This is a genomic window from Bradyrhizobium sp. STM 3843 (assembly GCF_000239815.1).
Lineage (GTDB): Bacteria > Pseudomonadota > Alphaproteobacteria > Rhizobiales > Xanthobacteraceae > Bradyrhizobium.
Window position 1 is genome coordinate 23,941 of record NZ_CAFK01000058.1, and the last position, 24,652, is coordinate 48,592.

The 24,652-nt window shown below is 64.2% G+C and carries 25 protein-coding genes and 1 tRNA gene; 3 read left to right on the forward strand and 23 right to left on the reverse strand.

Translation table 11 applies throughout. The annotated features are described in order from the left end of the window. Positions 1-6 precede the first annotated feature (6 nt). Together BRAS3843_RS08610 and BRAS3843_RS08615 are read left to right on the forward strand one after the other, a co-directional pair. Positions 7-1,512, forward strand: a complete 1,506-nt coding sequence (locus tag BRAS3843_RS08610) for a sugar ABC transporter ATP-binding protein (RefSeq protein WP_008968440.1) — start codon at positions 7-9, stop codon at positions 1,510-1,512. Between the two features lie 12 nt (positions 1,513-1,524). Further along, on the forward strand, positions 1,525-2,559 hold the full coding sequence (locus tag BRAS3843_RS08615; RefSeq protein WP_008968441.1) for an ABC transporter permease: 1,035 nt from the start codon (positions 1,525-1,527) through the stop codon (positions 2,557-2,559). A gap of 190 nt (positions 2,560-2,749) precedes the next feature. Here the strand turns inward: BRAS3843_RS08615 and mtnK are convergent, their stop codons facing one another. From mtnK to BRAS3843_RS40625, 22 genes are all read right to left on the reverse strand, one after another. Continuing rightward, a complete protein-coding gene (gene mtnK, locus BRAS3843_RS08620; protein WP_008968442.1) occupies positions 2,750-4,048 on the reverse strand; it encodes an S-methyl-5-thioribose kinase in 1,299 nt (432 codons plus the stop codon). A 104-nt stretch (positions 4,049-4,152) separates the two neighbouring features. Further along, the gene (locus BRAS3843_RS08625) at positions 4,153-4,428 is read right to left on the reverse strand and encodes a DUF1467 family protein (protein WP_008968443.1); all 276 of its coding nucleotides are present in this window, start codon (positions 4,426-4,428) and stop codon (positions 4,153-4,155) included. Between the two features lie 15 nt (positions 4,429-4,443). Further along, positions 4,444-4,848 (reverse strand): methylmalonyl-CoA epimerase, encoded by a 405-nt coding sequence (gene mce, locus BRAS3843_RS08630; protein ID WP_008968444.1) that lies wholly within the window; start codon positions 4,846-4,848, stop codon positions 4,444-4,446. 50 nt (positions 4,849-4,898) lie between these two features. Then, entirely contained in the window at positions 4,899-6,569 is a 1,671-nt protein-coding gene (locus tag BRAS3843_RS08635) for a ribonuclease J (protein WP_008968445.1), read from the reverse strand. Further along, on the reverse strand, positions 6,570-7,379 hold the full coding sequence (locus tag BRAS3843_RS08640; protein WP_008968446.1) for a biotin--[acetyl-CoA-carboxylase] ligase: 810 nt from the start codon (positions 7,377-7,379) through the stop codon (positions 6,570-6,572). Further along, entirely contained in the window at positions 7,380-8,807 is a 1,428-nt protein-coding gene (gene nuoN, locus BRAS3843_RS08645) for an NADH-quinone oxidoreductase subunit NuoN (protein ID WP_008968447.1), read from the reverse strand. It lies immediately after the preceding gene. A gap of 25 nt (positions 8,808-8,832) precedes the next feature. After that, complete coding sequence (locus BRAS3843_RS08650) at positions 8,833-10,341, reverse strand: NADH-quinone oxidoreductase subunit M (protein WP_008968448.1); 1,509 nt, start codon at positions 10,339-10,341, stop codon at positions 8,833-8,835. Further along, a complete protein-coding gene (nuoL, locus tag BRAS3843_RS08655) occupies positions 10,338-12,452 on the reverse strand; it encodes an NADH-quinone oxidoreductase subunit L (RefSeq protein ID WP_008968449.1) in 2,115 nt (704 codons plus the stop codon). Before nuoL ends, BRAS3843_RS08650 begins: the two co-directional genes overlap by 4 nt. Before the next feature lie 62 nt (positions 12,453-12,514). Then, on the reverse strand, positions 12,515-12,823 hold the full coding sequence (nuoK, locus tag BRAS3843_RS08660) for an NADH-quinone oxidoreductase subunit NuoK (RefSeq protein WP_008968450.1): 309 nt from the start codon (positions 12,821-12,823) through the stop codon (positions 12,515-12,517). Next, positions 12,820-13,458 (reverse strand): NADH-quinone oxidoreductase subunit J, encoded by a 639-nt coding sequence (locus BRAS3843_RS08665; protein ID WP_008968451.1) that lies wholly within the window; start codon positions 13,456-13,458, stop codon positions 12,820-12,822. The genes nuoK and BRAS3843_RS08665 overlap by 4 nt, the downstream gene beginning before the upstream one ends. Positions 13,459-13,467: 9 nt before the next feature. After that, positions 13,468-13,956 (reverse strand): NADH-quinone oxidoreductase subunit NuoI, encoded by a 489-nt coding sequence (gene nuoI, locus BRAS3843_RS08670; protein WP_008968452.1) that lies wholly within the window; start codon positions 13,954-13,956, stop codon positions 13,468-13,470. 7 nt (positions 13,957-13,963) lie between these two features. Then, on the reverse strand, positions 13,964-15,034 hold the full coding sequence (gene nuoH / locus BRAS3843_RS08675) for an NADH-quinone oxidoreductase subunit NuoH (RefSeq protein ID WP_008968453.1): 1,071 nt from the start codon (positions 15,032-15,034) through the stop codon (positions 13,964-13,966). Positions 15,035-15,044: 10 nt separating this feature from the next. Beyond that, positions 15,045-17,114, reverse strand: a complete 2,070-nt coding sequence (nuoG, locus tag BRAS3843_RS08680; protein ID WP_008968454.1) for an NADH-quinone oxidoreductase subunit NuoG — start codon at positions 17,112-17,114, stop codon at positions 15,045-15,047. 93 nt (positions 17,115-17,207) lie between these two features. Next, a complete protein-coding gene (gene nuoF, locus BRAS3843_RS08685; protein ID WP_008968455.1) occupies positions 17,208-18,533 on the reverse strand; it encodes an NADH-quinone oxidoreductase subunit NuoF in 1,326 nt (441 codons plus the stop codon). 22 nt (positions 18,534-18,555) lie between these two features. Beyond that, entirely contained in the window at positions 18,556-18,768 is a 213-nt protein-coding gene (locus tag BRAS3843_RS08690; protein WP_035981167.1) for a hypothetical protein, read from the reverse strand. After that, entirely contained in the window at positions 18,765-19,376 is a 612-nt protein-coding gene (gene nuoE / locus BRAS3843_RS08695) for an NADH-quinone oxidoreductase subunit NuoE (protein ID WP_008968457.1), read from the reverse strand. The genes BRAS3843_RS08690 and nuoE overlap by 4 nt, the downstream gene beginning before the upstream one ends. A 14-nt stretch (positions 19,377-19,390) precedes the next feature. Then, positions 19,391-20,350, reverse strand: coding sequence for an FkbM family methyltransferase (locus BRAS3843_RS08700; protein WP_008968458.1), 960 nt, complete (start codon positions 20,348-20,350; stop codon positions 19,391-19,393). Then, positions 20,350-21,546 (reverse strand): NADH-quinone oxidoreductase subunit D, encoded by a 1,197-nt coding sequence (locus BRAS3843_RS08705; RefSeq protein WP_008968459.1) that lies wholly within the window; start codon positions 21,544-21,546, stop codon positions 20,350-20,352. Before BRAS3843_RS08705 ends, BRAS3843_RS08700 begins: the two co-directional genes overlap by 1 nt. A 15-nt stretch (positions 21,547-21,561) precedes the next feature. Then, the gene (locus tag BRAS3843_RS08710) at positions 21,562-22,167 is read right to left on the reverse strand and encodes an NADH-quinone oxidoreductase subunit C (protein ID WP_008968460.1); all 606 of its coding nucleotides are present in this window, start codon (positions 22,165-22,167) and stop codon (positions 21,562-21,564) included. An 11-nt stretch (positions 22,168-22,178) separates the two neighbouring features. After that, positions 22,179-22,769, reverse strand: a complete 591-nt coding sequence (locus tag BRAS3843_RS08715; RefSeq protein ID WP_035981169.1) for an NADH-quinone oxidoreductase subunit B — start codon at positions 22,767-22,769, stop codon at positions 22,179-22,181. After that, positions 22,760-23,125, reverse strand: coding sequence for an NADH-quinone oxidoreductase subunit A (locus BRAS3843_RS08720; RefSeq protein WP_008968462.1), 366 nt, complete (start codon positions 23,123-23,125; stop codon positions 22,760-22,762). Before BRAS3843_RS08720 ends, BRAS3843_RS08715 begins: the two co-directional genes overlap by 10 nt. 461 nt (positions 23,126-23,586) lie before the next feature. Beyond that, entirely contained in the window at positions 23,587-23,913 is a 327-nt protein-coding gene (locus BRAS3843_RS40625) for a hypothetical protein (RefSeq protein WP_139024781.1), read from the reverse strand. A 167-nt stretch (positions 23,914-24,080) separates the two neighbouring features. Between BRAS3843_RS40625 and BRAS3843_RS08735 the strand changes: the two genes are divergently transcribed. After that, positions 24,081-24,281 carry a hypothetical protein gene (locus BRAS3843_RS08735; RefSeq protein ID WP_008968465.1) on the forward strand — a complete coding sequence of 67 codons (201 nt, stop codon included), beginning with the start codon at positions 24,081-24,083 and terminating at the stop codon, positions 24,279-24,281. Positions 24,282-24,455: 174 nt separating this feature from the next. Here the strand turns inward: BRAS3843_RS08735 and BRAS3843_RS08740 are convergent. Then, positions 24,456-24,532: transfer RNA gene (locus BRAS3843_RS08740), tRNA-Asp, on the reverse strand. Between the last annotated feature and the right edge of the window lie 120 nt (positions 24,533-24,652).

The following is a 24,652-nucleotide window of genomic DNA, read 5'->3' on the forward strand; positions in this document are numbered from 1 at the left end:
CATCCAATGTCGGACAGCCGCCCGCCCCTGCTCGAATTGCAGGACATCACCAAGTCGTTCGGGGGCGTCACCGCGCTGCGCGGCGTGGATTTCACGCTTCTCCCCGGCGAGATCCATGGTCTCGTCGGCGAGAACGGCGCCGGCAAAAGCACGCTGATGAAGATCATCGCCGGCGTGCACCCGGAATTCTCCGGCCGTTTCCTGCTCGACGGCCGCGACGTGCACTTCCGCTCCGCGCGTGATGCGCGGGCGGCCGGCATTGCCATGGTGCATCAGGAACTTTCCGTCGCACCGGACCTCACCGTGGCGGAGAACGTGTTCTTCGGCACGCAGCCGACCAACCGCTTTGGCCTCGTGCAATGGCGGCGCATGGCGCGCGATGCCGCCGAACAGCTCAAGAAGCTCGGCATCGATGCCGACCCGATGGCGCGGCTGGGCGACCTGCCGATCGGCGTGCAGCAGCTGATCGAGATCGCCCGCGTCCTGTTCTCCGGCGCCCGCATCATCATCCTGGACGAGCCGACCTCGGCGCTGTCGCCGCCCGAGGTCGAACGCCTGTTTGCGGCGCTGCGCCGGCTTCGCAGCCAGGGCACCGGCATCATCTTCATTTCGCACTTCATCGAAGACATTCTCTTGATCTCCGACGAGGTCACGGTGTTCCGCAACGGCCGCAAGGTGATGCAGACGAGCGCCGCGGACACCAGCAAAGCGGCCCTGATCGAGGCCATGATCGGCAAAGGTCGCGACGCGCTGGAGGAAACCTACACCCACGACATCACCCTGCCGGCACCGGCGATGGAGAAGCCGGTCGTGGTCGAGGCCGAGGGCCTGTCTTTGGCGCGCAGCCTCAAGCACGTGTCGTTCGCGGTGCGTGCGGGCGAAGTGCTCGGCGTCTACGGCTTCATGGGGTGCGGGCAATTGGAGCTGGCGCGGATTCTGTTCGGCAAGCTGGCGCCCGATGCCGGCGAGCTGCGCGTCACGGGGAATCGCCAGACCTTCCGCAACACGGCGCATGCGCGCCGTGCCGGCATCGCCTTCGTGCCGGAAAGCCGCCGCGACATGCTGTTCCACCAGGAGCCGGTCTACAAGAACGTCTCTGTCAGCATTCTCGACCGCATCAGTGCGGTGCTCCTCAAGCCCGCGCGTGAACGGACGATCGCGCAAGCCCAGGTCGAGCAGTTGCAGATCCGCCCCGCTGACGTCGAGATCGATCTCGGCCTGCTGTCCGGCGGCAACCAGCAGAAGGTCGCGCTGGCGAAATGGCTCAGTCATCCGCCGCGGCTGCTGGTGCTCTGCGAACCCACGCGCGGCATGGATGTCGGCGCCAAGAGCGACGTGATCCAGATCGTCCGTCAACTGCGCGACCGCGGCATCGCCGTCATCGTGCTGTCGACCGAGCCGGAAACCGTGCTGTCGCTTGCCGACCGCATCATCGTTCTCAAGCGCGGAGAAGTCGTGCGCGAATTTGCCGGCGAGACCATCAGCAAAGACCGTCTGCTCGAGGCGGCGTGAGGAGAGACCGCGATGGCGAGTGAAGGCGTCCCGATGTCCGAGGCCCCTGTGCGTCATGGCGGCGGCGCCGTCGCGTTGCTGCGCTCGCAGATGCGCAACATCGCACCGTTCCTCACCTTGATCTTCCTCAGCGCCTTTTTCGCCGTTGCAAGCCCGTCATTCGCGACGCTCGACAATGTCGGCAACATCCTTACCCAGGTCTCGGTGACCGGCATCATCGCCGTCGGGCTGACCTTCGTAATCCTGTGCGCCGAGATCGACCTCTCGATCGCCAGCATCGCCAACGTGACGGGCATCGCGGTCGCCTATTTCACGATGCAGGAATCCTACGTCAACATCGCCAACCTGCCGCTGCCCGGGTGGGCCGCGATCCTGCTCGCGCTCGCGCTATGCGCGCTGCTCGGTCTGGTCAACGCCTTTGGCCTGACGGTGATCGGCATTCCCTCCTTCATCATGACGCTCGCCATGATGCAGATCGCGGCCGGCATCTCGGCGCTGTTGGTCCGCGGCCAGATCGCCTACAAGGTGCCGGACCTGATCGCGACGCTCGGCTCGAATTCGATTGCCGGCGTGCCCTGGATCGTGATCGTGGCCGCCCTGATGCTGCTCGCCGGCCATCTGGTGCTGACCTACACCCGCTTTGGCCGCTACGTGTACATGGTCGGCGGCAATCGCGAGGCGGCCGAATATTCCGGGCTGAACGTCAAGCTGATCCTCGGCAGCGTCATGGTGATCTCTGCCGTCTGCTCTGGGATCGGCGGCATGCTCGGGGTGGCCCATTTCGGCAGCGCGCAGCAGAACGAGTTCGACACTTATCTGCTCGACTCGATCGCCGCCGTCGTGGTCGGCGGCACCAGCCTGTTCGGCGGCCGCGGCGGCATTGGCAACACCATCATCGGCCTGTTCGTGCTCGGCGTCCTCAACAACGGCCTCGACCACGTTAATATCGACAGCTTCCTGAAGATCCTGATCCGCGGCCTGATCCTGCTCGCCGCGCTCGTCATCAACGTCTATGCGCAACGGCTGCGCGCCAAGGCGGCGGATTGAGGTCGCAGCTCTAGTCTCTGTACGGTGATAAAGCGACTTGTCCGCCGAAGCCCGAAGGGCGAAGGCGGAAGCGTGCCCACCGCTCAGTTGCAGAGGCGCATAGACGGTGGGCACGGCGCACCTGCGACCGCGAACGGTGCAACAGCGTTGGACGCGCCTTTGCCCACCCTACGCACTGATCACAACAGCCTCAAAACTCCGGCTGCCAGTCGCGGATGCGGCGCGCGGCGTCCGTCACAGCGCCAATCGTCGGAAATGACCCCGTCTCCACCATCATCATCCGCGCCAGCCGCAGGCTGCGCGCCTCGCAGGTCGCGCGTAACTTCGCATCCTCGATCAGTTCGAAATCGATGTTGTGGGCGAGCCCGAGGATGCGGCGGATGATCTTGGCGGCGGCAAAGCCGATCGTGTCCTGAAACAACCTGGCCATATAGGCTTGGCGCTCGATCTCCAGCCGCGCCGCGCCCGCTTGCCCTTCGAACAGCGCGGTCGGATAGGCATCGCCAGCCGCCGCCTCGCGCCACAACTCTCCGAACTTGCGCGCGAACTCGATCCAGACCTGTTCGACCGTCGTCAGCAGCCACGCCTCGAAGGCGGCTCGTGCCCCAGGCTCGCGCTCATGGCCGACAGACGCGAAATAAGCCATCAGCAGATTGGCAATGACCGCGCCGATATCGAAGCCCATCGGACCATAGAAGGCGAATTCGGGATCGATCACCTTGGTTTCATGTTCGGTCACCATGATCGATCCCGTGTGCAGATCGCCATGGATCAGCGCCTCCGCGCTGCTCAGGAATTTCAGCTTCAGCCTGGAGATCGCGACATGCAGATCGAGATCGGCGCGGATGTCGGCTGCGGTCGCGTCTAACCACGGCGAGGTCCAGCGGTTCTGCTCGGCCAGCCGATAGGGATCAGTGAAGATCAGGTCCTCGGTGATCTTGCAGAGCGCGTGATTACCGGCGAAAGCCGCAATCCCCTCCTTTTTCGCAGCAGCCGGCAGCGCCAGGTCGGAGGAGAAGAACAGCGTGCGCGCCAGGAAGGTGGCGACGTGACCGACGAAATCAGGATAGATCGTCCCTGCGACCAGCCCCTTGCGCATGATGATATGCGGCTCCAGCAGCTCCATGGCGGTGAGCGCAAGCGTCTCGTCGTGATGCAGCACTGCCGGCACCAGCCCCGGCGCGAGCCGCGCCTGATGCGTCAGCGCCAGATGTTCGTAATGCGCGCGCGACAGTGGCAGCGGCCAGCTCTCGCCGACCAGCCGCACATAGGGCAGCGCCTGCTTGACGGCGACGCCGCCGGTCGTCCCGCGAACGATGAAGACGAAGTTCAGATTGCCGTCGCCGACTTCACTGATGATCCATGATTGCGGTGCGCCGCCGAGCCCGGCCGTGACCGCGGGCACGCCGGCGAGATAATCGCGCAAATCGGCTTCCCTCAAAATGCGATAGCCCGACGACGCCTGCTGCCGCACTTGGACCGCTGTCATGCGCAACCTCCCCTGTTGATCTTGTTTATGAGCCTCTCATAGCAAAAAAGCCGACTCGCGTCCGCGTGTCGGCTCCAGAGCAAAGTGTTGCAGCGCAAACCGGTTTAATAGGGCACGCCCATCAGCTTCGACAGCCACTCGATGCTGAGATAGCCGGCGCGGTAGGCGGCCAGGGCGAGTGCAAATATCACGGCCGAGAGCAGCGTGGTCCAAAGCAGCCGGCGTCCCATCAGGCTCACGGTCGGCGCGCCGGGATCGGTGCCGGGCGCGCCGCCGCCCTCCTCATGCTGGCTGCGCACGCCGAACGGCAGGGTCACGAACAGCGTGACCCACCACAGCACGAAGTAGATCGCAAGCCAGGTCGAAATCGTATAGGCCATCGCCTGCCCCGCCCCTCAGGCCTGCTCGATCTCGACCAGCGCACCCGAAAAATCCTTCGGATGCAGAAACAGCACTGGCTTGCCGTGGGCGCCGATCTTGGGCTGGCCGTCGCCGAGCACCCGCGCGCCCTCCTTGATCAAGGTGTCGCGCGAGGCGATGATGTCGGGCACCTCGTAGCAAACGTGATGGATGCCGCCATCGGCATTGCGCTCGAGGAACTTGGCGATCGGCGAGGCGTCGCCGAGCGGCTGGATGAATTCGATCTTGGTGTTCGGCAAGGTCACGAACACGGTGATGACGCCGTGCTCTGGCAGCGCCACCGGGGAGGAGATGTCCGCGCCGAACGCTGCCCCATAGATCTTCGCGGCCTTCTCGGCGTCCTTGACCGCGATGGCGACATGATTGAGCCGGCCCAGCATTGCTCCCTCCGCTCTTGTATTGGCGCGACCGTCCTGTCAGGCAGGCGTCGCTACACTTCTAGCACATGCACGAGGCAGATCGGCTTCTTGCCCCAGTGCTCGTTGACGACGGCGCGCACCGCGCGGCGCACCGACTCCGCCATCGCATCGGGATCGCGCCGCCGCGCCCGCGGCAGGCTCTCGAAGGTCGAGACCACGGTGTCGAACACGATATCGTCGATCTCTTCGCCGGCGGTGTTCTTCTCAGGGATGCCGACCAGATCCACTTCCGGATCGTCCGCAAGCTCGCCCTTTTCGGTGATCGCGAGCGCGACGAAGATGCAGCCGGCAAAGGCCATCTTGCGCCGCTCGATCACCGCGCGCGACTTGGCATCCTCGATGATGGTACCGTCCTTGTAGAAGCGGCCCGCGGGCAGCTGGTCGATGATCCCGGGCTCGCCCGGGCCGAGCTTGACGAGATCGCCGTTGCGGCAGGTGATCACCTTTGGCACGCCGCAGGCGCGCGCCAGCCGCGCATGCTCATGCAGGTGCAGCGCCTCGCCATGGACGGGAATGAGCAGCTGCGGCCGCGTCCAGGCGATCATGTCGCGCAGCTCGTCGCGGCGGGGATGGCCGGAGACGTGGACCAGATGGTCGCGATCAGTGATGATCTCGACACCCTGCTCGACCAGCCCGTTGATGATGGCGCCGACCGCCTTCTCGTTGCCGGGAATGGTCCGCGACGAGAAGATCACGGTGTCGCCGCGGTTCAGCGTGACCAGCGGATGGTCATCATTGGCGATCCGTGCCAGCGCCGCGCGCGGCTCGCCCTGGCTGCCGGTGCACAGCGCCAGCACCTTGTCTGCCGGGAAATGGCCGTACAGGTCCATGCCGCGGAAATTCTGCACGCCCTCGAGATAGCCGGTCTCGCGCGCCACCTGCACGACGCGGTCCATGGCGCGGCCGACCACCACGACTTCGCGGTCAGCTTCGCGTGCAGCGTCCGCGACCGCACGGATGCGCGCGACGTTCGAGGCGAAGGTGGTCACCGCCACTCGACCTTTCGCGCCCTTCACCAGTTCGGCGATGGTCTTGGCGACCTCGGCCTCGGAGGGCGAGCGCCCCTCGCGCACCGCATTGGTGGAGTCGCCGATCAGCGCCAGCAGTCCGGCATCGCCGAGCTCGCGCAGGCGCTTCTCATCGGTGGGCGGCCCGAGGATCGGCGTCGGATCGAGCTTCCAGTCGCCGGTGTGCAGGACCGTGCCGACCTCGGTGTGGATCGCAAGCGCGTGCGATTCCGGAATCGAGTGCGCGACTGGAATGAACTCGACATTGAACGGCCCGATATCGACGCGGCCGCCCGACGGGATCACGGTCACCGGGATCTTCGGCGGATTGCGCTCGGCCTCGCATTTGGCCTCGAACAGCGCGGCGCTGAACTTGGTCGCGTAGATCGGGCATTGCAGCCGCGGCCAGAGATCGATGATGGCGCCGAAATGGTCCTCATGGGCGTGGGTCAGCACCAGTCCGACCAGGTTGTGGCGCTCCTTTTCCAGGAAGCCGATGTTGGGCATGATCAGGTCGATGCCCGGCAGATGCTCCTCATCACCAAAGGAGACGCCGAGATCAACCGCGAGCCAGGAGCGCTGGTGGCGGTTGCCGAGGCCATAGATCGACAGGTTCATGCCGATCTCGCCGACGCCGCCGAGCGGCGCAAAGGTCAGTTCATCGGGTCGGGCCATCTACACTGCCCCCGCCGAGGCAGCCGAGCCGAAATGAACATCCCCCGCCGTGATCGGCACCAATCGTCCCTCCCTCGTCCGGACCACCATGCAACCTTGCTCGTCGATGGTGTCGAAAGTTCCCTCGATGATAGCATGTCCGGACCTGATGGCGACCGCCTCGCCGAGGCCGGCCGCCCGCTCGAGCCAGAGCCTGCGAATATCGCCAAAACCCAGGCCGTTGTTCCAGATGCCGCGAAATTCGGTCCAGCTGTCCGAAAGTGCGCTGAACAGATCTTCCGCTGCGATGTCGATCCCGAGCGTCTTCAGCGACGTCGCAGGCGTCGGCGTGCCCGTGGGCGCCGCGATGACATTGGTGCCGATCCCGACGACGACTGCGAGACCGGCCTGGACCTGCTCGGCCTCCAGCAGGATACCGCACAGCTTCTGGCCATTGGCGAGCACGTCGTTGGGCCATTTCAGGGCGAACGTAAATTGGCCACTGCCGCCTGCGCGCAGCGCAGCCTCCAGGCTGACCTGCCGCAGCGCGCTCTCGATCGAAAGCCCTGCGGCAAAGCCGAGTGTGGCGGCCACTGCTGGCGCGACGTCCAGGAGTTCGAGGACACTCGAAGCGAGATTGCCCCGTGGTGCAATCCAAGGCCGGCTGCGGCGGCCGCGACCGGCAGTCTGTTCGGTTGTCACAAACCAGCACGGCCCTCGCTCACCTTGACGGGCGTGCGCGAGAGCCTCCGCATTGGTCGAGCCGGTCTGGTCGAACGCAACGAGCCGGTAACCGGCCTGTGCCGCGCGCGAGCCGAGAGCAAACGGCATCTAGAAGAGCGACTTCGCCGCCGCGGTGGCCGCGCTGACCAGCGGACCGGGATAGGCGAAGAACAGGATGTTGAAGAGGCCGGACACGGCGAGCACGGTGCGCAGCTCGATCCTGACCGGATCCACCGTCGGCAGCGGCTCGTCGAAATACATCGTCTTGACGATGAGCAGATAGTAGTAGGCGCCGACCACGCTGGTCAGCACGCCGATCACCGAGAGCGTGAACAGGCCAGCCTTGATCGCGGCGACGAACACGTACCACTTGGCGAAGAAACCCGCGAGCGGCGGGATGCCGGCCAGCGAGAACAGCAGCATCGCGAAGAAGAAGGCCAGCAGCGGGTTGGTGCGCGACAGGCCGGCGAAGTCGCTGATCTTCTCGAACGACTGCCCGTTGCGCTTGATCGCCATGATCACGGCAAACGAGCCGAGCGTCATCGCGACGTAGATCGCGATATACATCAAGACGCCCTGCGCGCCTTCCACCGTGCCCGCCGCAAGGCCGACCAGCGCAAAACCCATATGGCCGATCGAGGAATAGGCCATCAGGCGCTTGATGTTGGTCTGGCCGATCGCGGCGAAGGAGCCGAGCGCCATCGAGGCGATCGAGACGAATACGACGATCTGCTGCCACTGGAAGGTGATGCCGGGAAATGCGGTCAGCGCCACGCGCGTGAACACGGCGAGTGCGGCGACCTTCGGCGCGGACGCGAAGAACGCGGTCACCGGCGTGGGCGCGCCCTCGTAGACATCAGGCGTCCACATGTGGAACGGCACCGCCGAGACCTTGAAGCAGAGCCCGGCGAACAGGAACACCAGGCCGAAGATCACGCCGACGCTGCCGGCCTTGGCGGCAGTCGCGATGCCGGCGAAGCTGACCGTGCCGGTGAAGCCATAGATCAACGAGGCGCCATAGAGCAGCATGCCCGAGGAGAGCGCCCCGAGGACGAAATATTTCAGGCCAGCTTCGGTCGACTTGACATTATCGCGATGGCTCGACGCCACCACGTAGAGCGCGAGCGACATCAGCTCGAGGCCGAGATAGAGCAAGATCAGGTCACCGGCCGAGATCAGCACCATCATGCCGAGCGTCGAGAGCAGGACCAGGATGGCGTATTCGAAGATCCGCCGATCGGGGGCCGACAAGAACTCGGTCGACATCACGAGGGTCGCCAGCGAGCCGATCAGCGCCAGGATCTTCAGGAAGCGGGCGTAGTCATCGACGATGAAGCTGCCGCCGAAGGCTTGGCCCGTCGGCTGGCGCAGCTCCAGCAGACCGACCACGACCAGCAGACACGCGGCAAGGCCGGTGACGAGTGCCGTCGTTCCCTGCCCGCGGAATGCGCCCAGCATCAACAGCACCATGGCGCCGACGGCCAGCACCAGCTCCGGCAGCACGACCCCAAGGTAAGCCCCAAGATTCTCGATCATCGTCCTTGTCCCGACCTCTTGAGGTCTATTGCAGCAGCGCGGCCGCCTTCACGGCCGACACGGCTGTATTGTAGTTGCTGACGAGCTGCTGCACCGAAGCTGCCGACATGTCGAGCACCGGCTTCGGATAGACGCCGAACAGGATCGTCAGCGCGACCAGCGGAAACAGCGTCAGGCACTCGCGTGCGGTCAGATCCTTGATGGTCATCAGCGACGGCTTCACCAGCGCGCCGAACACCACCTTGCGATAGAGCCAGAGCGCATAGCACGCCGAGAAGATCACGCCGAAGGTGGCGAAGAACGTCGTCGGCGTCGACACCTTGAAGGTGCCGAGCAAGGTCATGAACTCGCCTATGAAGCCGGAGGTGCCGGGCAGACCGACATTGGCCATGGTGAAGACCATGAACACGAAGGCGTAGAGCGGCATCCGGTTGACCAGGCCGCCATAGGCCGCGATCTCGCGGGTATGCATGCGGTCGTAGACGATGCCGACGCAGAGGAACAGCGCACCCGACACGATGCCGTGCGAGATCATCTGGAATACGCCACCGGCTACGCCCTGCATGGTGCCGGCGAAGATGCCCATGGTGACGAAGCCCATATGCGCCACCGAGGAGTACGCGATCAGCTTCTTCATATCCTCCTGCATCAGCGCGACCAGCGAGGTGTAGATGATCGCGATCGCCGACAGCGTCCAGATCAGGGGCGCGAAGTCGTGCGAGGCCAGCGGGAACATCGGCAGCGAGAAGCGCAGGAAGCCGTAGCCGCCCATCTTCAGCAGGATCGCGGCGAGGATCACCGAACCCGCCGTTGGCGCTTCGACGTGGGCGTCGGGCAGCCAGGTGTGTACCGGCCACATCGGCATCTTCACCGCGAAAGAGGCGAAGAAGGCGAGCCATGCCCAGGTCTGCAGCGACCGCGGCACGGCGGTGTGCATCAAGGTCGGGATGTCGGTGGTGCCGCCATTCCAGTACAGCGCCATGATGGCCAGCAGCATCAGCACCGAGCCGAGCAGCGTGTAGAGGAAGAACTTGAAGGAAGCATAGACCCGGCGCGGGCCGCCCCAGACCCCGATGATCAGGAACATCGGGATCAGACCGCCTTCGAAGAACAGATAGAACAGCACGAGATCGAGCGCGGAGAAGGTGCCGACCATCAGCGTTTCCAGGATCAGGAACGCCATCATGTATTCGCGCACCCGAACCGTCACCGACTTCCAGCTCGCGATGATGCAGAACGGCAGCAAGGCGGTGGTCAGGATCACGAACGGCAGCGAGATGCCGTCGACGCCCATGTGATAGGTGATGCCGCTCGCCAGCCAGCTGGCCTTCTCGACGAACTGGAAGTCCGACTGTGCCGGATCGAAGCGCAGCACCAGGATCACCGAGATCGCGAAGGTGATCAGCGTGGTCCACAGCGCGATCCAGCGGGCGTTGCGACGCGCCGCCTCATCCTCGCCCGGGACCAGATAGATCAGGAGCGCGCCGACCAGCGGCAGGAAAGTGACGACCGACAGAATTGGCCAGGTGGTCATTGCTGGCCTCCCATGAACATGAACCAGGTGATCAGGCCGGCGACCCCGATCAGCATGGCGAAAGCGTAATGATAGAGATAGCCGGTCTGGATCTTGACGACGTTGCGCGTGATGTCGAGCACCCGCGCCGAGACGCCGTCCGGTCCGAAGCCGTCGATGACGAAGCCGTCGCCCTTCTTCCACAGGAAGCGGCCGAGCCATTTCGCCGGACGGACGAAGATGACGTCATAGAGCTCGTCGAAGTACCATTTGTTGAGCAGGAAGTTGTAGAGCAGCGGCTGCTGGCTCGCGAGCTCCTCCGGAATGTCCGGTCGGCTGATGTAGAAGAAGTAGGAGATCGCAAAGCCCCCGATCATCATGAACAGCGGCAGCTGGCCCAGCCAGAACGGCATGTGCTCCATATCCGCCAGGATGTGCGGGTTCATCTTGACGGACTCGCGGAAAAACTCCTCGACCCCATGCTCGCCGACGAACAACTCCTTGAACGGGAACCCCGCAAGGATCGAACCTGCCGCCAGCACCCCGATCGGGATCAGCATCCAGATCGGGCTCTCATGTGCGGCCTCGTAGTGATGCTGATCGTGCGGCGTGCCGAAGAAGGTCTTCCAGATCAGGCGCCAGGAATAGAACGAGGTCAGGCCTGCCGCCACGACCGTAAGGAAATAGGCGTAGGTCGCGAACGTATTGTGCGAGGCGTAGGCCGACTCGATGATGGCGTCCTTGGAGAAGAAGCCCGCGAAACCCGGCACGCCGGTCAGCGCCATCGTGCCCACGCACATCACTGCGAAGGTATAGGGGATCTTGCGCCACAGCCCGCCCATGTTGCGGATATCCTGCTCGTGATGCATCGCGTAGATCACCGAGCCCGAGCCCAAGAACAGCAGCGCCTTGAAGAACGCGTGCGTGAACAGATGGAACATGCCGACTGAATAGGCGCCCGCCCCCATCGCCACGAACATGTAGCCAAGCTGCGAGCAGGTCGAATAGGCGACGATGCGCTTGATGTCGTTCTGCACCAGGCCGACGGTCGCCGCGAAGAACGCGGTGGTGGCGCCGACGAACATCACCACGGCCTGTGCATTCGGTGCGAGCTCGAACAAAGGCGACAGCCGCGCCACCATGAACACACCGGCGGTGACCATGGTCGCGGCGTGGATCAGGGCCGAGACCGGGGTCGGGCCTTCCATCGCGTCCGGCAACCAGGTGTGCAGCAGGAACTGCGCCGACTTGCCCATCGCGCCCATGAACAGCAGCAGGCAGGTCAACGTCAGCGCATCGGCGTGCCAGCCGAGGAGGTTGATGGTCTTGCCGGTCAGGCTCGGCGCTGCGTGGAAGATGGTCTCGAAGTCGGTCGAGTTGGTCAGCCAGAACACGGCGAAGATGCCGAGCGCGAAGCCGAAATCGCCGACGCGGTTGACCACGAACGCCTTGATCGCGGCAGCATTGGCCGAGGGGCGCTGATACCAGAAGCCGATCAGGAGATAGCTGGCGAGGCCGACGCCTTCCCAACCGAAGAACAGCTGCACCAGATTGTTCGCGGTCACCAGCATCAGCATCGCGAAGGTGAACAACGAAAGGTATCCGAAGAACCGCGGCCGGTTCGGGTCCTCGTCCATGTAGCCGATCGAATAGAGGTGGACGAGCGAGGACACGGTGGTGACGACCACCAGCATGACGGCCGTCAGCGTGTCGACGCGCAGCGCCCAGGACACCTGCAGCTCGCCGGAATTGATCCAGGGGAACAGCTCCAGGACGCCGGCGTCGTGGTGCAAGAAACCGACATTGATCAGGGTCGCCCAGGACAGCGCAGCCGCCACGAACAAAAGCGCCGTCGTGATCAGCTCCGCGCCGCGCGAACCCGCAGCCGGCGGCTCGGCGACATGATGGTCGTCATGGCCATGGCCATGATCGTCATGCGCGAGCGGCTCGTCGTGGGCGACGTGCACCAGCGCCGCATCGCCGCCGACATGCGCCGCCGTGCCGTGGTGATGGCCGTCATCATGATGCTCGACCGTATCGCCGCTCGGATTGCGCGCATGCGCCCCGAACAATGCGATCAGGCCGGCAAGGATCGCGCCGAGCAGCGGCAGAAAGACAATGGCCTGAATCATTCGTCCGTTCCCTTACGCATGACCATGCCGGCGAACCGGCCCCCACCTTCGCGGACCATGCGCTAGCCCTTCATCAGATTGACGTCTTCGACCGCGATCGAGCCGCGGTTGCGGAAATAGACCACCAGCACCGCAAGGCCGATCGCGGCTTCCGCCGCGGCTACCGTCAGCACCAGGAGCGCGAACACCTGCCCGACGATGTCGCCGAGGAAGGTTGAGAACGCCACCAGGTTGATGTTGACGGCGAGCAGGATGAGCTCGACCGACATCAGGATCACGATGATGTTCTTGCGGTTGAGGAAGATGCCGAGGATGCCGAGCGTGAACAGCATCGCGGCGACCGAGAGATAATGTCCGAGCCCGATGGTCATTTCACCCACTCCGCCGCGTCCGCATCCTGCAGCCCCTGCCCGACCGCGACCTTGCGCACGACCATCGCCATCTCCGGCGTGCGCGCATTCTGCACGTTGATGTCCTGCCGCTTGACGTTCGCCTTGTGGCGGAGCGTCAGCACGATCGCACCGATCATGGCAACCAGGAGCACCATGCCGGCGAGCTGGAAATAGTGGATATATTTCGTATAGAGCACGAGCCCGAGCGCCTCGGTGTTGCTCACATTGGCCGGGATCGCCGCCGTGATGGCCTTGGGCTTGGCGGGATCGATCACCCAATAGGAGACCGTGAGCAGCAGCTCGAACAGGAAGATGCCGCCGATCACGAGGCCGATCGGCATATACTGCAGGAAGCCTTCACGCAGCTCGGTGAAGTCCACGTCCAGCATCATGATCACGAACAGGAACAGCACCGCGACCGCGCCGACATAGACGACGACCAGGATCATCGCCAGGAATTCGGCACCCATCAGCACGAACAGGCCGGAGGCGTTGACGAAGGCGAGGATCAGATAGAGCACCGAGTGCACGGGGTTCTTCGAGACGATCACCATCACGGCGGACGCCACGCAGACCGCAGCGAACAGGTAGAAGAAAAGCGCTGGCAGGATCATCGGACGGCCTCAGCGATACGGCGCGTCGAGCGCGATGGCTTTGGAGATCTCGCGCTCCCAGCGGTCGCCATTGGCGAGCAGCTTCGCCTTGTCATAATAGAGCTCCTCGCGGGTCTCGGTCGCGAATTCGAAATTCGGCCCCTCGACGATCGCATCCACCGGGCAGGCCTCCTGGCAGAGGCCGCAATAGATGCACTTCACCATGTCGATGTCGTAGCGCACGGTGCGGCGGGTGCCGTCGTTGCGGCGCGGACCGGCCTCGATGGTGATCGCCTGCGCTGGACAGACCGCCTCGCAGAGCTTGCAGGCGATGCAGCGCTCCTCACCATTGGGATAGCGGCGCAGCGCATGCTCACCGCGGAAGCGCGGCGAGATCGGCCCCTTCTCGAACGGATAGTTCAGGGTCGGCTTGGCCTGGAAGAAGTAGCGCATGGCGAGGAAGAACGCCGAGACGAACTCCGACAGCAACAGCGAGCGTGCGGTGGCGTTGATGTTCATGGAAGCCTCATTGTGGGGCGATGCCGGCGAAATGCAGCACGCCCGCCACCAGCACCACCATCGCCAAAGAGAGCGGCAGGAACACTTTCCAGCCCAGCCGCATCAACTGGTCGTAGCGGTAGCGCGGCACGATCGCTTTCGCCATCGCAAACAGGAAGAACATGAAGAACAGCTTCAGCGCGAACCAGATCACGCCGGGGATCCAGGTGAAGGGCGGCAGCGCCACCGGCGGCAGCCAGCCGCCCAAGAACAGGATCGTCGCCAGCGCGCACATCGTGGTGATCGCGACATATTCGCCGAGCATGAACAGCAGATACGGCGTCGAGCCGTATTCGACCATGAAGCCGGCGACCAGCTCCGATTCCGCTTCGACCAGGTCGAACGGCGGGCGGTTGGTCTCGGCCAGCGCCGAGACGTAGAACACCACGAACATCGGGAACAGCGGCCAGACATACCAGTTCAGGATGGTCAGCTGCGGCAGGCCGATCAGGCTGGCGAGCCCGCGCGTGTTCTGCGCCTCGACCACCGCCGAGAGGTTCAGCGAGCCGGCACAGAGCAGCACGGTGATGATGACGAAACCGATCGAGACCTCGTAGGATACCATCTGCGCCGCCGAGCGCAGCGCCGCCAGGAACGGGTATTTCGAGTTCGACGACCACCCCGCCATGATGATGCCGTAGATCGACAGCGACGAGATGGCGAAGATGAAGAGGACGCCGACATTGATGTCGGCGATCACCCAGCCGAGATTGGTCGGGATCACCGCCCAGGCCGCCAACGCCAGCACGCATGACACCAGCGGTGCCAGCAGGAATACGCCCTTGTTGGCGCCGGCCGGGATGATCGGCTCCTTCAGCACGAATTTCAGCAGGTCGGCAAAGGATTGCAGCAGACCGAACGGCCCGACCACGTTGGGGCCGCGCCGGATCTGCACCGCCGCCCAGATCTTGCGGTCCGCCAACAGGATGTAAGCAATCGCGACCAGCAGCACGACCAGCAGCAGCACGCTTTCCGCGACCATGATGATCAGCGGCCACAGAAAGCCGGTCCAGAACGAGCTTGCGAAGAAATCAGCCATCAGGTCACGCTCACTCCGCTGCCACGAGCACGCGCCCTGAGGCGAGGCGGGAACATTCCGCCATCACCGCCGAAGCACGCGCGATCGGGTTGGTGAGATAGAAGTCTTCGAACGGCGGCTTGAACGGCGCCTTCTCCAGGCTGCCGCCCTTGCCCGCCAGAGCCTTGAGGTCGCCGATCGCGCCGGGCGCGATCTGGTCGAGGCGCTGAAGATGCGGCACGGCCTTGAAGATCGCGGCGCGCAGAGCCGCCAGCGAGTCATAAGGAAGTTTCTTGCCCAGCACGTCCGACAGCGCGCGGATGATCGCCCAGTCCTCGCGCGCCTCACCCGGGGGGAACGACGCGCGGCCCGTCATCTGCACGCGCCCCTCGGTGTTGACATAGATGCCGGACTTCTCGGTGTACGCCGCCCCCGGCAGGATCACGTCGGCACGATGCGCGCCGCGGTCGCCATGGGTACCGATATAGACCGTGAACACGCCCTCGGGCACCTCGACCTCGTCGGCCCCGAGCAGGAACAGGACGTCCATGGTGCCGAACGTCGTCATCTGCGCGGCGGTCAAACCGGTACCGACGAAGCCGATGTCGAGCGCGCCGACCCGCGACGCCGTGTCATGCAGCACGGCAAAACCGTTCCAGTCGTCCCTGACGCCGTTGGCGTCGAGCGCGAGCTTGGCCGCCAGCGACAGGATCGCCGCGCCATCGTGACGCGCGGCCGCACCGGCGCCGACCAATACGATCGGGTTCTTGGCACCCTTGAAAACAGACGCGAAGGAGTGTTTGCCGGCGGCAAGATCGCTCAGGGAATCCGTACCGGCGCCGATATGCTCGTAAGGATAGGTGAGATCGGCACGCGGGCCGACCAGGCCGACCTTGAGCTGGCCTGACCGCCAGCGCTTGCGGATGCGCGCGTTCAAGACCGCGGCCTCCCGGCGCGGATTGGCCCCGACGATCAGGATCGCGTCGGCCTGCTCGATGCCAGCGATGGTCGGGTTGAACAGATACGATGCGCGGCCAGCCTTCGGATCGAAGCTGTCGCCACCCTGCACCGCGACGTTGGTCGAGCCGAGCTTGGCGAGCAGCTCCTTCAGCGCGAACATCTCTTCGACCGCGGCGAGATCGCCGGCGATGGCGCCGATCCGCTTGCCGTCGATGCGGCCAAGCTTCGTGGCAATGGCCTTGAACGCCTCCGGCCAGGACGCCGCGCGCAGCTTGCCGCCCTCGCGGACATAGGGGCGGTCGAGCCGCTGCGTGCGCAGGCCGTCGACGATATGGCGGGCCTTGTCGGAGATCCATTCCTCGTTCACGGCATCATTGATGCGCGGCAGGATGCGCATGACTTCGCGACCACGGGTATCGACCCGGATCGCCGACCCGAGCCCGTCCATCACATCGATGGATTGGGTCTTGCCGAGCTCCCAGGGGCGCGCGGTGAAGGCATAGGGCTTCGAGGTCAGCGCGCCCACCGGGCAGATGTCGACCAGATTGCCCTGCAGCTCGGAGCTCAGCGCCTGCTCCAGATAGGTCGTGATCTCCATGTCCTCGCCACGGCCGATCGCGCCCATTTCCGGCACGCCGCAGACCTCCGCCGAGAAGCGGACGCAGCGCGTGCACTGGATGCAGCGGTTCATCGAGGTCTTGACCAGCGCGCCGAGATATTTGTCCTCGACCGCGCGCTTGTTCTCAGCGAAGCGGCTGGTGTCGACACCATAGCCCATCGCCTGGTCCTGCAGGTCGCATTCGCCGCCCTGGTCGCAGATCGGGCAGTCCAGCGGATGGTTGATCAGCAGGAATTCCATCACGCCTTCGCGTGCCCTCTTCACCATCGGCGACCGGGTCGAGATCTCCGGCGGCTCGCCCTTCGGGCCCGGACGGCAGTCGCGCACACCCCAGGCGCAGCTGGCAACCGGCTTCGGGCCGCCCTTCACTTCGACCAGGCACATCCGGCAATTGCCGGCGATCGACAGCCGCTCATGGTAGCAGAAGCGCGGGATTTCAGCGCCGGCCGCCTCGCACGCCTGGAGCAGCGTGTACTCCGGCGGAACATCGATCTCTTTGCCGTCGATGATGATTTTGGTCATCGCCTCACATCTCTCTCAATGCGTACGCACGTCGAGCGCCCAATCGGCGCGACGCGCGCATGAATGTTCTGGTGTCGGATGGCGCGCCATCCCCTACTCCGCCGCAACCATCTGCACGGGATCGCGCACGCCGATGTCGTCGATATCAGCCTTGTGCGAATACTGGTCGATCCGCGCCTCGATCTCGTGCCGGAAATGCGCAATCAGGCCCTGGATCGGCCAGGCCGCAGCATCGCCGAGCGCACAGATCGTATGGCCCTCGATCTGCTTGGTGACCTCGAGCAGCATGTCGATCTCGCGCTTGTGGGCGCGGCCCTCGGCCATGCGGGTCAGCACCCGCCACATCCATCCCGTACCCTCACGGCACGGCGTGCACTGGCCGCAGCTCTCATGCTTGTAGAAATACGAGATGCGCGCGATCGCCCGGATCAGGTCGGTCGACTTGTCCATCACGATGACGGCCGCGGTGCCGAGGCCCGAGCGCAGCTTGCCCAGGCTGTCAAAGTCCATCGGCGTGTCGATGATCTGCTCGGCCGGCACCATGCGGACCGAGGAGCCGCCGGGGATCACCGCCTTCAGATTGTCCCAGCCGCCGCGGATGCCGCCGCAATGCCTCTCGATCAGCTCGCGGAACGGAATGCCCATCGCCTCTTCGACGTTGCAGGGCCGCTCGACATGGCCGGAGATGCAGAACAGCTTGGTGCCGACATTGTTGGGACGGCCGATGCCGGCGAACCAGGCGGCGCCGCGCCGCAGGATGGCCGGGGCTACCGCGATCGACTCGACATTGTTCACCGTTGTCGGGCAACCATACAGGCCGACATTGGCCGGGAATGGCGGTTTCAGCCGCGGTTGGCCCTTCTTGCCCTCCAGGCTCTCCAGCAGCGCCGTCTCCTCGCCGCAGATATAGGCGCCGGCGCCGTGGGCGACGTAGAGGTCGAACGGCCAGCCGTGAATGTTATTCTTGCCGATCAGGTTGGCCTCATAGGCCTGGTCGATCGCCGCCTGCAGGTGCTCGCGCTCGCGGATGAATTCGCCGCGCACATAGATGTAGCAGGCATGCGCGCCCATCGCGAAGCTCGCGAGCAGACAGCCTTCGACCAGATGATGCGGATCATGCCGCATGATCTCGCGGTCCTTGCAGGTGCCCGGCTCGGACTCGTCGGCATTGACGACGAGGTAGCTCGGCCGGCCGTCGGTCGATTCCTTCGGCATGAAGGACCATTTCAGCCCGGTCGGGAAGCCGGCGCCGCCGCGCCCTCGCAGGCCCGATGCCTTCATCTCGCTCAGGATCCAGTCGCGTCCCTTGTCGATCAGCGCCTTGGTGCCGTCCCAGCTGCCGCGGCGGCGTGCGCCTTCGAGGCCCCAATCGTGCAGGCCGTAGAGGTTGGTGAAGATGCGGTCCTTGTCGTCGAGCATGGTCAGACTGCTTCCTCGCGTATCAACGGTTGGACTGCATGTAGGCGAGGCCGGCGGCGCAGCCACCGAACACCACCGCCCACAACAGGCTGGTTTCAAGCGACGCGTTGAGCGCAAAGCGCTGCAACACGAACATGAAGACGGCGGCGGCCGCCGTGTGCAGGACGATGGTGCGCCAGCTCTTCATCGCGCGCCTCCCTGCCCCGGCCGGGCCTGATGTCGGAAGACGGCTCATGTCGTCTCCTTCAACGTGGTCGGACCACCCAACGGCGCGGAGAACTGGCGACCGTTCTGCGGTCCTGGCTTGGGCGGATTGCCGGTGGCGAAGCCGTCCAGCACCTTGCCGAAGCTCTCCGGCGTCAGGTCTTCGTAGGTGTCCTTCCAGACCTGCACCATCGGCGCGTTCACGCAGGCGCCGAGGCACTCGACCTCCTCCCAGCTGAAATCACCGTCCTTGGAGAGATGGAAGGGGTCGTGATGGATGCGATGCTTGCAGACTTCGATCAGCTCTTCGGCGCCGCGCAGCCGGCACGGCGTGGTGCCGCAGACCTGCACATGCGCCTTCTTGCCGACCGGCTGCAGCTGGAACATCGTGTAGAAGGTCGCGATCTCCAGCATGCGGATATAGGGCATCTGCAGCATGTCGGCGACGGCGCGGATCGCCGCTTCCGAGACCCAGCCCTCGTTCTGTTCCTGGGCCCGCCACAGGATCGCAATCGCGGCCGACGCCTGCCGGCCTTCCGGATATTTCGCGATCTGGGCCTTGGCGAAGGCAAGGTTCTCGTCCGTGAACGCGAAGCTCGCGGGCTGCAATTCCTTGGGGGCAAGACGGCGGACAGACATGGTTCTTCAGTCTTTCATTGCATGCGGCGCGTGCCACCGGCATTGAGCGCATCGATGCGGTCCTGCCAGAAGGCGCTCGCGGTGCCGAAAACGTTGTAGCCGACGTGGGTGGAGACCTTGATGCGGTCGAGGATCGAGAGCTCCTTCACGGTCTCGAGCCGGCCGCTCGCGGGGTCATAGACGATCAGTTGCAGCGGGGTCTGATCGAGGATGTAGCGCGAAACCGTATGGTTGCGATCATGGCCGTGCTCCTCGCACAGGATCATGCTGTCGGTCGCAAGCAGCCGAGTGCCGCCCTTGATCGCCTCGACCTCGACGCCTTCGACGTCGAGCTTGATCAGATACTTGCCGGATGCAGCGATCTTGCCGTCGTCGATCAGGTCATCGAGCGCGATGACCGGTACCTGCTCTCCGCCCTCGACACTGCCCGCGATGCTGAACGCTTCGTGCTTGGTCCCGGTGAGATTGGCGGTGCCGCGCACAGCGCCGATCGCGCACTGCATCACCTCGAAGCGGTCGTTATTGATGCCGGCGTTGTTGGCGAGCTTGGCAAAGTTCTGCGACGACGGCTCGATCGCGATCACTCGATGCGCGCCGAACGGCGCGCTCGACACCAGGACCGACCAATAGCCGTAGTTGGCGCCGCAATCGATGAAGGTGTAGTCGACGTCGACCGCACCCAGAAACAACAGCTCGAGCTCGTCCTCGTAAGTGTAGGCGCGGTTGAGCAGCTTGCTCCAATAGCCGTCACCATAGGGAAACGCGAACACCGCATCCGTGTTGAGCTTGATGGCGATGTCGCGCCGCGGCAGCGTCTTACGCAGCAGGTTGGCGCAGTGATTGTAGCCGCGATGCGAGAAATGCGAGGAAATCTTCGAGCCGGTCGCCAACGCCAACGCAGCCGTGCGCTCCCACAGGTTCGCTCCTTCGAGCGCCCCCGATGCACGGTCGAACTGGATCGGCGCAAGCCCCATCAGCGATCGACCTCCCCGAACACGATGTCGAGCGAGCCGAGAATGGCCGAGACGTCGGCCAGCAGATGGCCGCGGCAGATGAAATCCATCGATTGCAGATGCGCAAAGCCCGGCGCACGGATCTTACACTTGTACGGCTTGTTGCTGCCGTCCGAGACCAGGAACACACCAAACTCACCCTTCGGCGCTTCGACTGCGACGTAGACCTCGCCGGCCGGCACGTGCACGCCTTCGGTGTAGAGCTTGAAGTGATGGATCAGCGCTTCCATCGAACGCTTCATCTCGCCGCGGCGCGGCGGCGAAATCTTGTTATCGGTGATCATCACCGGCCCCTGCCCGTCCGGCGCGCGCAGCTTGGCGATGCACTGCTTCATGATGCGCACGGACTGCCGCATCTCTTCCATGCGGATCAGATAGCGGTCGTAGCAGTCGCCGTTCTTGCCGATCGGGATGTCGAATTCCATCTCGGCATAGCAATCATAGGGCTGCGCCTTGCGCAGGTCCCAGGCCGCGCCCGAGCCGCGCACCATCACGCCGGAGAAGCCCCAGGCCCACGCGTCCTGCAGCGTCACCACGCCGATATCGACGTTGCGCTGCTTGAAGATGCGGTTCGCGGTCAACAGCCGGTCGAGATCGTCGACCACCTTCAGGAAGGGGTCGCACCAGGTTTCGATATCGTCGATCAGCTTCGACGGCAGGTCCTGATGCACGCCACCGACGCGGAAGTAATTGGCGTGCATGCGCGAGCCCGAGGCGCGCTCATAGAACACCATCAGCTTCTCGCGCTCTTCGAAACCCCACAAGGGAGGCGTCAGCGCGCCGACGTCCATTGCCTGCGTCGTGACGTTGAGCAGGTGAGATAGGATGCGGCCGATCTCGCAGTAGAGCACGCGGATCAACTGGCCGCGCCGCGGCACCTCGATGCCGAGCAGCTTCTCAGCCGCAAGGCAGAAGGCGTGCTCCTGATTCATCGGGGCGACGTAGTCGAGCCGATCGAAATAAGGGGTCGCCTGCATATAGGTCTTGGCCTCGATCAGCTTCTCGGTGCCACGATGCAGCAGCCCGATATGCGGATCGACGCGCTCGACCACCTCGCCGTCGAGCTCGAGCACGAGGCGCAGCACGCCGTGCGCCGCCGGATGCTGCGGGCCGAAATTGATGGTGAAGTTGCGGAGTGCGGGGCTTTGCTCGTTCATGCTCGGACCTCCCACTCACTTGTTCGCCTTCTCGTCGCCGGGCAGCGGATAGTCCGCGCCTTCCCAGGGCGACAAGAAATCGAACTTGCGGAATTCCTGGTTGAGCCGGACGGGCTCGTAGATCACCCGCTTCTCGGCGTCGTCGTATCGCACCTCGACGAAGCCGGTGAGCGGAAAGTCCTTGCGCAGCGGATGGCCGTCGAAGCCGTAGTCCGTCAGCAGCCGTCGCATGTCGGGATGACCGGTGAAGATCACGCCATAGAGGTCGTAGGTCTCCCGCTCAAACCAGTCGGCCCCCGGAAACACCTCGATGATCGAGGGCACCTGGGTCGTCTCGTCGGCCTCGGCCTTCAGCCGGATGCGCGTGTTCAGTGTCGGCGACAGCAGGTGATAGACGACATCGAAGCGCTTCCCGCGGTCGGGATAGTCGACGGCCGTGATATCCGTGAAGTTGATGAAGCGGCAGGCGGGATCGTCGCGCAGATATTTCACGACCTCGACGATCCGGCTCGGCTCAACATGGACCGTGAGCTGATTGAAGGCCACCGAATGTCCCGTCGCCGCGCCGGGAAGCGCGCCAACGATCGTCTGCCCAAGGGCGTCGAGCTTGCCGTCGTCCATTCGAAAAACCTTCAGCGTTCGATCGTGCCGGTGCGCCGGATCTTCTTCTGCAGCAGCAGAACACCGTAGAGCAGCGCTTCCGCGGTCGGCGGGCAGCCGGGCACGTAGATATCGATAGGAACGATGCGATCGCAGCCGCGGACCACCGAATAGGAATAATGGTAGTAGCCGCCGCCATTGGCGCACGAGCCCATCGAGATGACGTAGCGCGGCTCGGGCATCTGGTCGTAGACCTTGCGCAGCGCCGGCGCCATCTTGTTGGTCAGAGTACCTGCGACGATCATCACGTCTGACTGGCGCGGCGAAGCGCGCGGCGCAAAGCCGAAGCGCTCCACATCATACCGCGGCATCGAGACCTGCATCATCTCGACCGCGCAGCAGGCCAAGCCGAACGTCATCCACATCAGCGAGCCGGTGCGGGCCCAGGTGATGAGGTCGTCAGCGGCAGCGACGAAAAATCCCTTGTCCGACAGCTCGTGGTTGACCTCGAGGAAATACGGGTCGTTGGCGCCGATCGGCTTGCCGGTCGCGGGATCGAGAATGCCCCTCGGAGCCGGAGCGATCGCCGGCCCGGTTCCGGGCGTGGTCGGGCTCAATCCCATTCAAGCGCGCCTTTCTTCCATTCGTAGGCAAACCCGACTGTCAGCACGGCCAGGAACACCAGCATCGACCAGAAGCCGGCCGCGCCGAGCTTGCCGAACGCCACCGCCCACGGAAACAGGAACGCCACTTCCAGGTCGAAGATGATGAAAAGGATGGCAACCAGGTAGAAGCGAACGTCGAACTTCATCCGGGCGTCATCAAACGCATTGAAGCCGCACTCATAAGCCGACAGCTTCTCGGGGTCCGGCTGCTGGTAGGCGACCAGGAAGGGGGCGATCAAGAGCGCCAACCCGATCAAGGTTGCGACACCGATAAACACCACAAGAGGAAGATAATTCTGGAGAATGCCGGTCATCGGCGTGACTTTCTTCTGCGGTTTTCGGGACCGGGCCGCAGACTCGTTGCATTGGAATTGTTCTGAGCCTTAGCGCAGCGCACTAAGCCGCGCAAGACAAGCTATCTTGACGCCGTCAGCCCTCCCCACATTGCGGTCCGCCCGACACACCTTGGCCCTGCGCATACGACAGAGCCGGATTGCGCCTGCATCCGACCTGCGTCGCATGCTGCGCCAGCAGTCCCCCCGCCACGGTCGGATCTGAGCAATGACAAAGCGAGCGGCGGCGTCATCACCCTCGAGGCGCCTGCGCTTTTGGCGATAGGTCCGCGAGCTCGCGCGCAACCAGAACCAGGTCGCCTTGGCCACCCCCTCGCCTCTGTCCGCAATCTAGGAATTGATTCGTCTCAACACAAACCGCGAGATCATGAGCTTTTCTCCATGTCACGCGCTTCGATCGATGGACGTCTTGGACGTCTATCCTACTTGGTGCAGCCGCCCCGCCGAGGCCCGCTGCCGAGGGCGAGGTCCCGGTCAGCGGCATGGCCCGTACCGTCGCGGTCCGATCCGAGGTGCTGCTCTTGGGCGAGCCCTGCGCGCCGCGCCGATCCGATCTCGTCCGCCAAGATCGGCAGACCATCGTCGAGCTCCGGCAGGATCATGCGACCGTCATCGTGACCTACAATCCGCAGCAGGCGGTGCGCGTCTCCGGCTTTGGCGGCTTCAATGTATCCGGGCGAGATGCTGGAATTCGGAACTGTCCAGGACGACGTCCAGCCCCCGAAGGAGGCGCGCACGGAGCGCGTCATCACCGTCGGCTTGGCTGATCGGCAGCCCGGCACCTCCAGCCCGATTGAAGTTAGGAATATTGCAACCGAACGAAACCATTTCGAGGAAGCGAAGAAACCGGTTCGAAACAAACACCGATTAATGGTGCAGGCAACCAAATGGCGCTCTGAGACGCCGGGAGGCTGAGATGAACCACACATTCCATTCTGCCGATCGTGCGACCCACCTGAAGATCCTGGTGGTGGCGCTGGTGGCGGGTATCGCGGTGGCCGCTTTTGGGATCGCCGCCCGCTCTTCTGTTGACGACAGCCAGACCGCATCCGCCCGCGTGGTCAAAGCCGGCAAGCCGGTCGTCGTCACCAGTTCCGACACCCCGATGGTCCGCTGAGTCCTCCTGGCATACGGCATCAGCCCAGCCGCGGCCGCCCCCTTGGGCGGCCTTTTTTTGTGTCTGACAGACCGGAGGTGCTGAACACAGTGGAACGCGCCAAAGGGCGCGCCAAGCAGCGTGCGCGCCCGAACCGGCCGCTATCGAGGATGGAATGTTAAGCCATTGAAAACATGGCGCGAGAGACGGGGCTCGAACCCGCGACCTCCGGCGTGACAGGCCGGCGCTCTAACCAACTGAGCTACTCCCGCGCGATCGCGAAAACCCGCGGAGAGCCGGGACTTAAAGGGGCCAACTTTCGAAGTCAAGGACAATGAGATGCCCTGTGGGAAGTCGGTCTGTCCCCCTCGCCGGGCTCGAATGCCCGCACC

Excerpts from the sequence above, each read along its gene's own strand:
- BRAS3843_RS08610 (WP_008968440.1), top strand. The coding sequence starts at position 7 with ATGTCGGACAGCCGCCCGCCCCTGCTCGAATTGCAGGACATCACCAAG.
- BRAS3843_RS08615 (WP_008968441.1), top strand. The coding sequence starts at position 1,525 with ATGGCGAGTGAAGGCGTCCCGATGTCCGAGGCCCCTGTGCGTCATGGC.
- mtnK (WP_008968442.1), bottom strand. The coding sequence starts at position 4,048 with ATGACAGCGGTCCAAGTGCGGCAGCAGGCGTCGTCGGGCTATCGCATT.
- BRAS3843_RS08625 (WP_008968443.1), bottom strand. The coding sequence starts at position 4,428 with ATGGCCTATACGATTTCGACCTGGCTTGCGATCTACTTCGTGCTGTGG.
- mce (WP_008968444.1), bottom strand. The coding sequence starts at position 4,848 with ATGCTGGGCCGGCTCAATCATGTCGCCATCGCGGTCAAGGACGCCGAG.
- BRAS3843_RS08635 (WP_008968445.1), bottom strand. The coding sequence starts at position 6,569 with ATGGCCCGACCCGATGAACTGACCTTTGCGCCGCTCGGCGGCGTCGGC.
- BRAS3843_RS08640 (WP_008968446.1), bottom strand. The coding sequence starts at position 7,379 with ATGCCGTTTGCTCTCGGCTCGCGCGCGGCACAGGCCGGTTACCGGCTC.
- nuoN (WP_008968447.1), bottom strand. The coding sequence starts at position 8,807 with ATGATCGAGAATCTTGGGGCTTACCTTGGGGTCGTGCTGCCGGAGCTG.
- BRAS3843_RS08650 (WP_008968448.1), bottom strand. The coding sequence starts at position 10,341 with ATGACCACCTGGCCAATTCTGTCGGTCGTCACTTTCCTGCCGCTGGTC.
- nuoL (WP_008968449.1), bottom strand. The coding sequence starts at position 12,452 with ATGATTCAGGCCATTGTCTTTCTGCCGCTGCTCGGCGCGATCCTTGCC.
- nuoK (WP_008968450.1), bottom strand. The coding sequence starts at position 12,823 with ATGACCATCGGGCTCGGACATTATCTCTCGGTCGCCGCGATGCTGTTC.
- BRAS3843_RS08665 (WP_008968451.1), bottom strand. The coding sequence starts at position 13,458 with ATGATCCTGCCAGCGCTTTTCTTCTACCTGTTCGCTGCGGTCTGCGTG.
- nuoI (WP_008968452.1), bottom strand. The coding sequence starts at position 13,956 with ATGAACATCAACGCCACCGCACGCTCGCTGTTGCTGTCGGAGTTCGTC.
- nuoH (WP_008968453.1), bottom strand. The coding sequence starts at position 15,034 with ATGGCTGATTTCTTCGCAAGCTCGTTCTGGACCGGCTTTCTGTGGCCG.
- nuoG (WP_008968454.1), bottom strand. The coding sequence starts at position 17,114 with ATGACCAAAATCATCATCGACGGCAAAGAGATCGATGTTCCGCCGGAG.
- nuoF (WP_008968455.1), bottom strand. The coding sequence starts at position 18,533 with ATGCTCGACGACAAGGACCGCATCTTCACCAACCTCTACGGCCTGCAC.
- BRAS3843_RS08690 (WP_035981167.1), bottom strand. The coding sequence starts at position 18,768 with ATGAGCCGTCTTCCGACATCAGGCCCGGCCGGGGCAGGGAGGCGCGCG.
- nuoE (WP_008968457.1), bottom strand. The coding sequence starts at position 19,376 with ATGTCTGTCCGCCGTCTTGCCCCCAAGGAATTGCAGCCCGCGAGCTTC.
- BRAS3843_RS08700 (WP_008968458.1), bottom strand. The coding sequence starts at position 20,350 with ATGGGGCTTGCGCCGATCCAGTTCGACCGTGCATCGGGGGCGCTCGAA.
- BRAS3843_RS08705 (WP_008968459.1), bottom strand. The coding sequence starts at position 21,546 with ATGAACGAGCAAAGCCCCGCACTCCGCAACTTCACCATCAATTTCGGC.
- BRAS3843_RS08710 (WP_008968460.1), bottom strand. The coding sequence starts at position 22,167 with ATGGACGACGGCAAGCTCGACGCCCTTGGGCAGACGATCGTTGGCGCG.
- BRAS3843_RS08715 (WP_035981169.1), bottom strand. The coding sequence starts at position 22,769 with ATGGGATTGAGCCCGACCACGCCCGGAACCGGGCCGGCGATCGCTCCG.
- BRAS3843_RS08720 (WP_008968462.1), bottom strand. The coding sequence starts at position 23,125 with ATGACCGGCATTCTCCAGAATTATCTTCCTCTTGTGGTGTTTATCGGT.
- BRAS3843_RS40625 (WP_139024781.1), bottom strand. The coding sequence starts at position 23,913 with ATGACGCGCTCCGTGCGCGCCTCCTTCGGGGGCTGGACGTCGTCCTGG.
- BRAS3843_RS08735 (WP_008968465.1), top strand. The coding sequence starts at position 24,081 with ATGAACCACACATTCCATTCTGCCGATCGTGCGACCCACCTGAAGATC.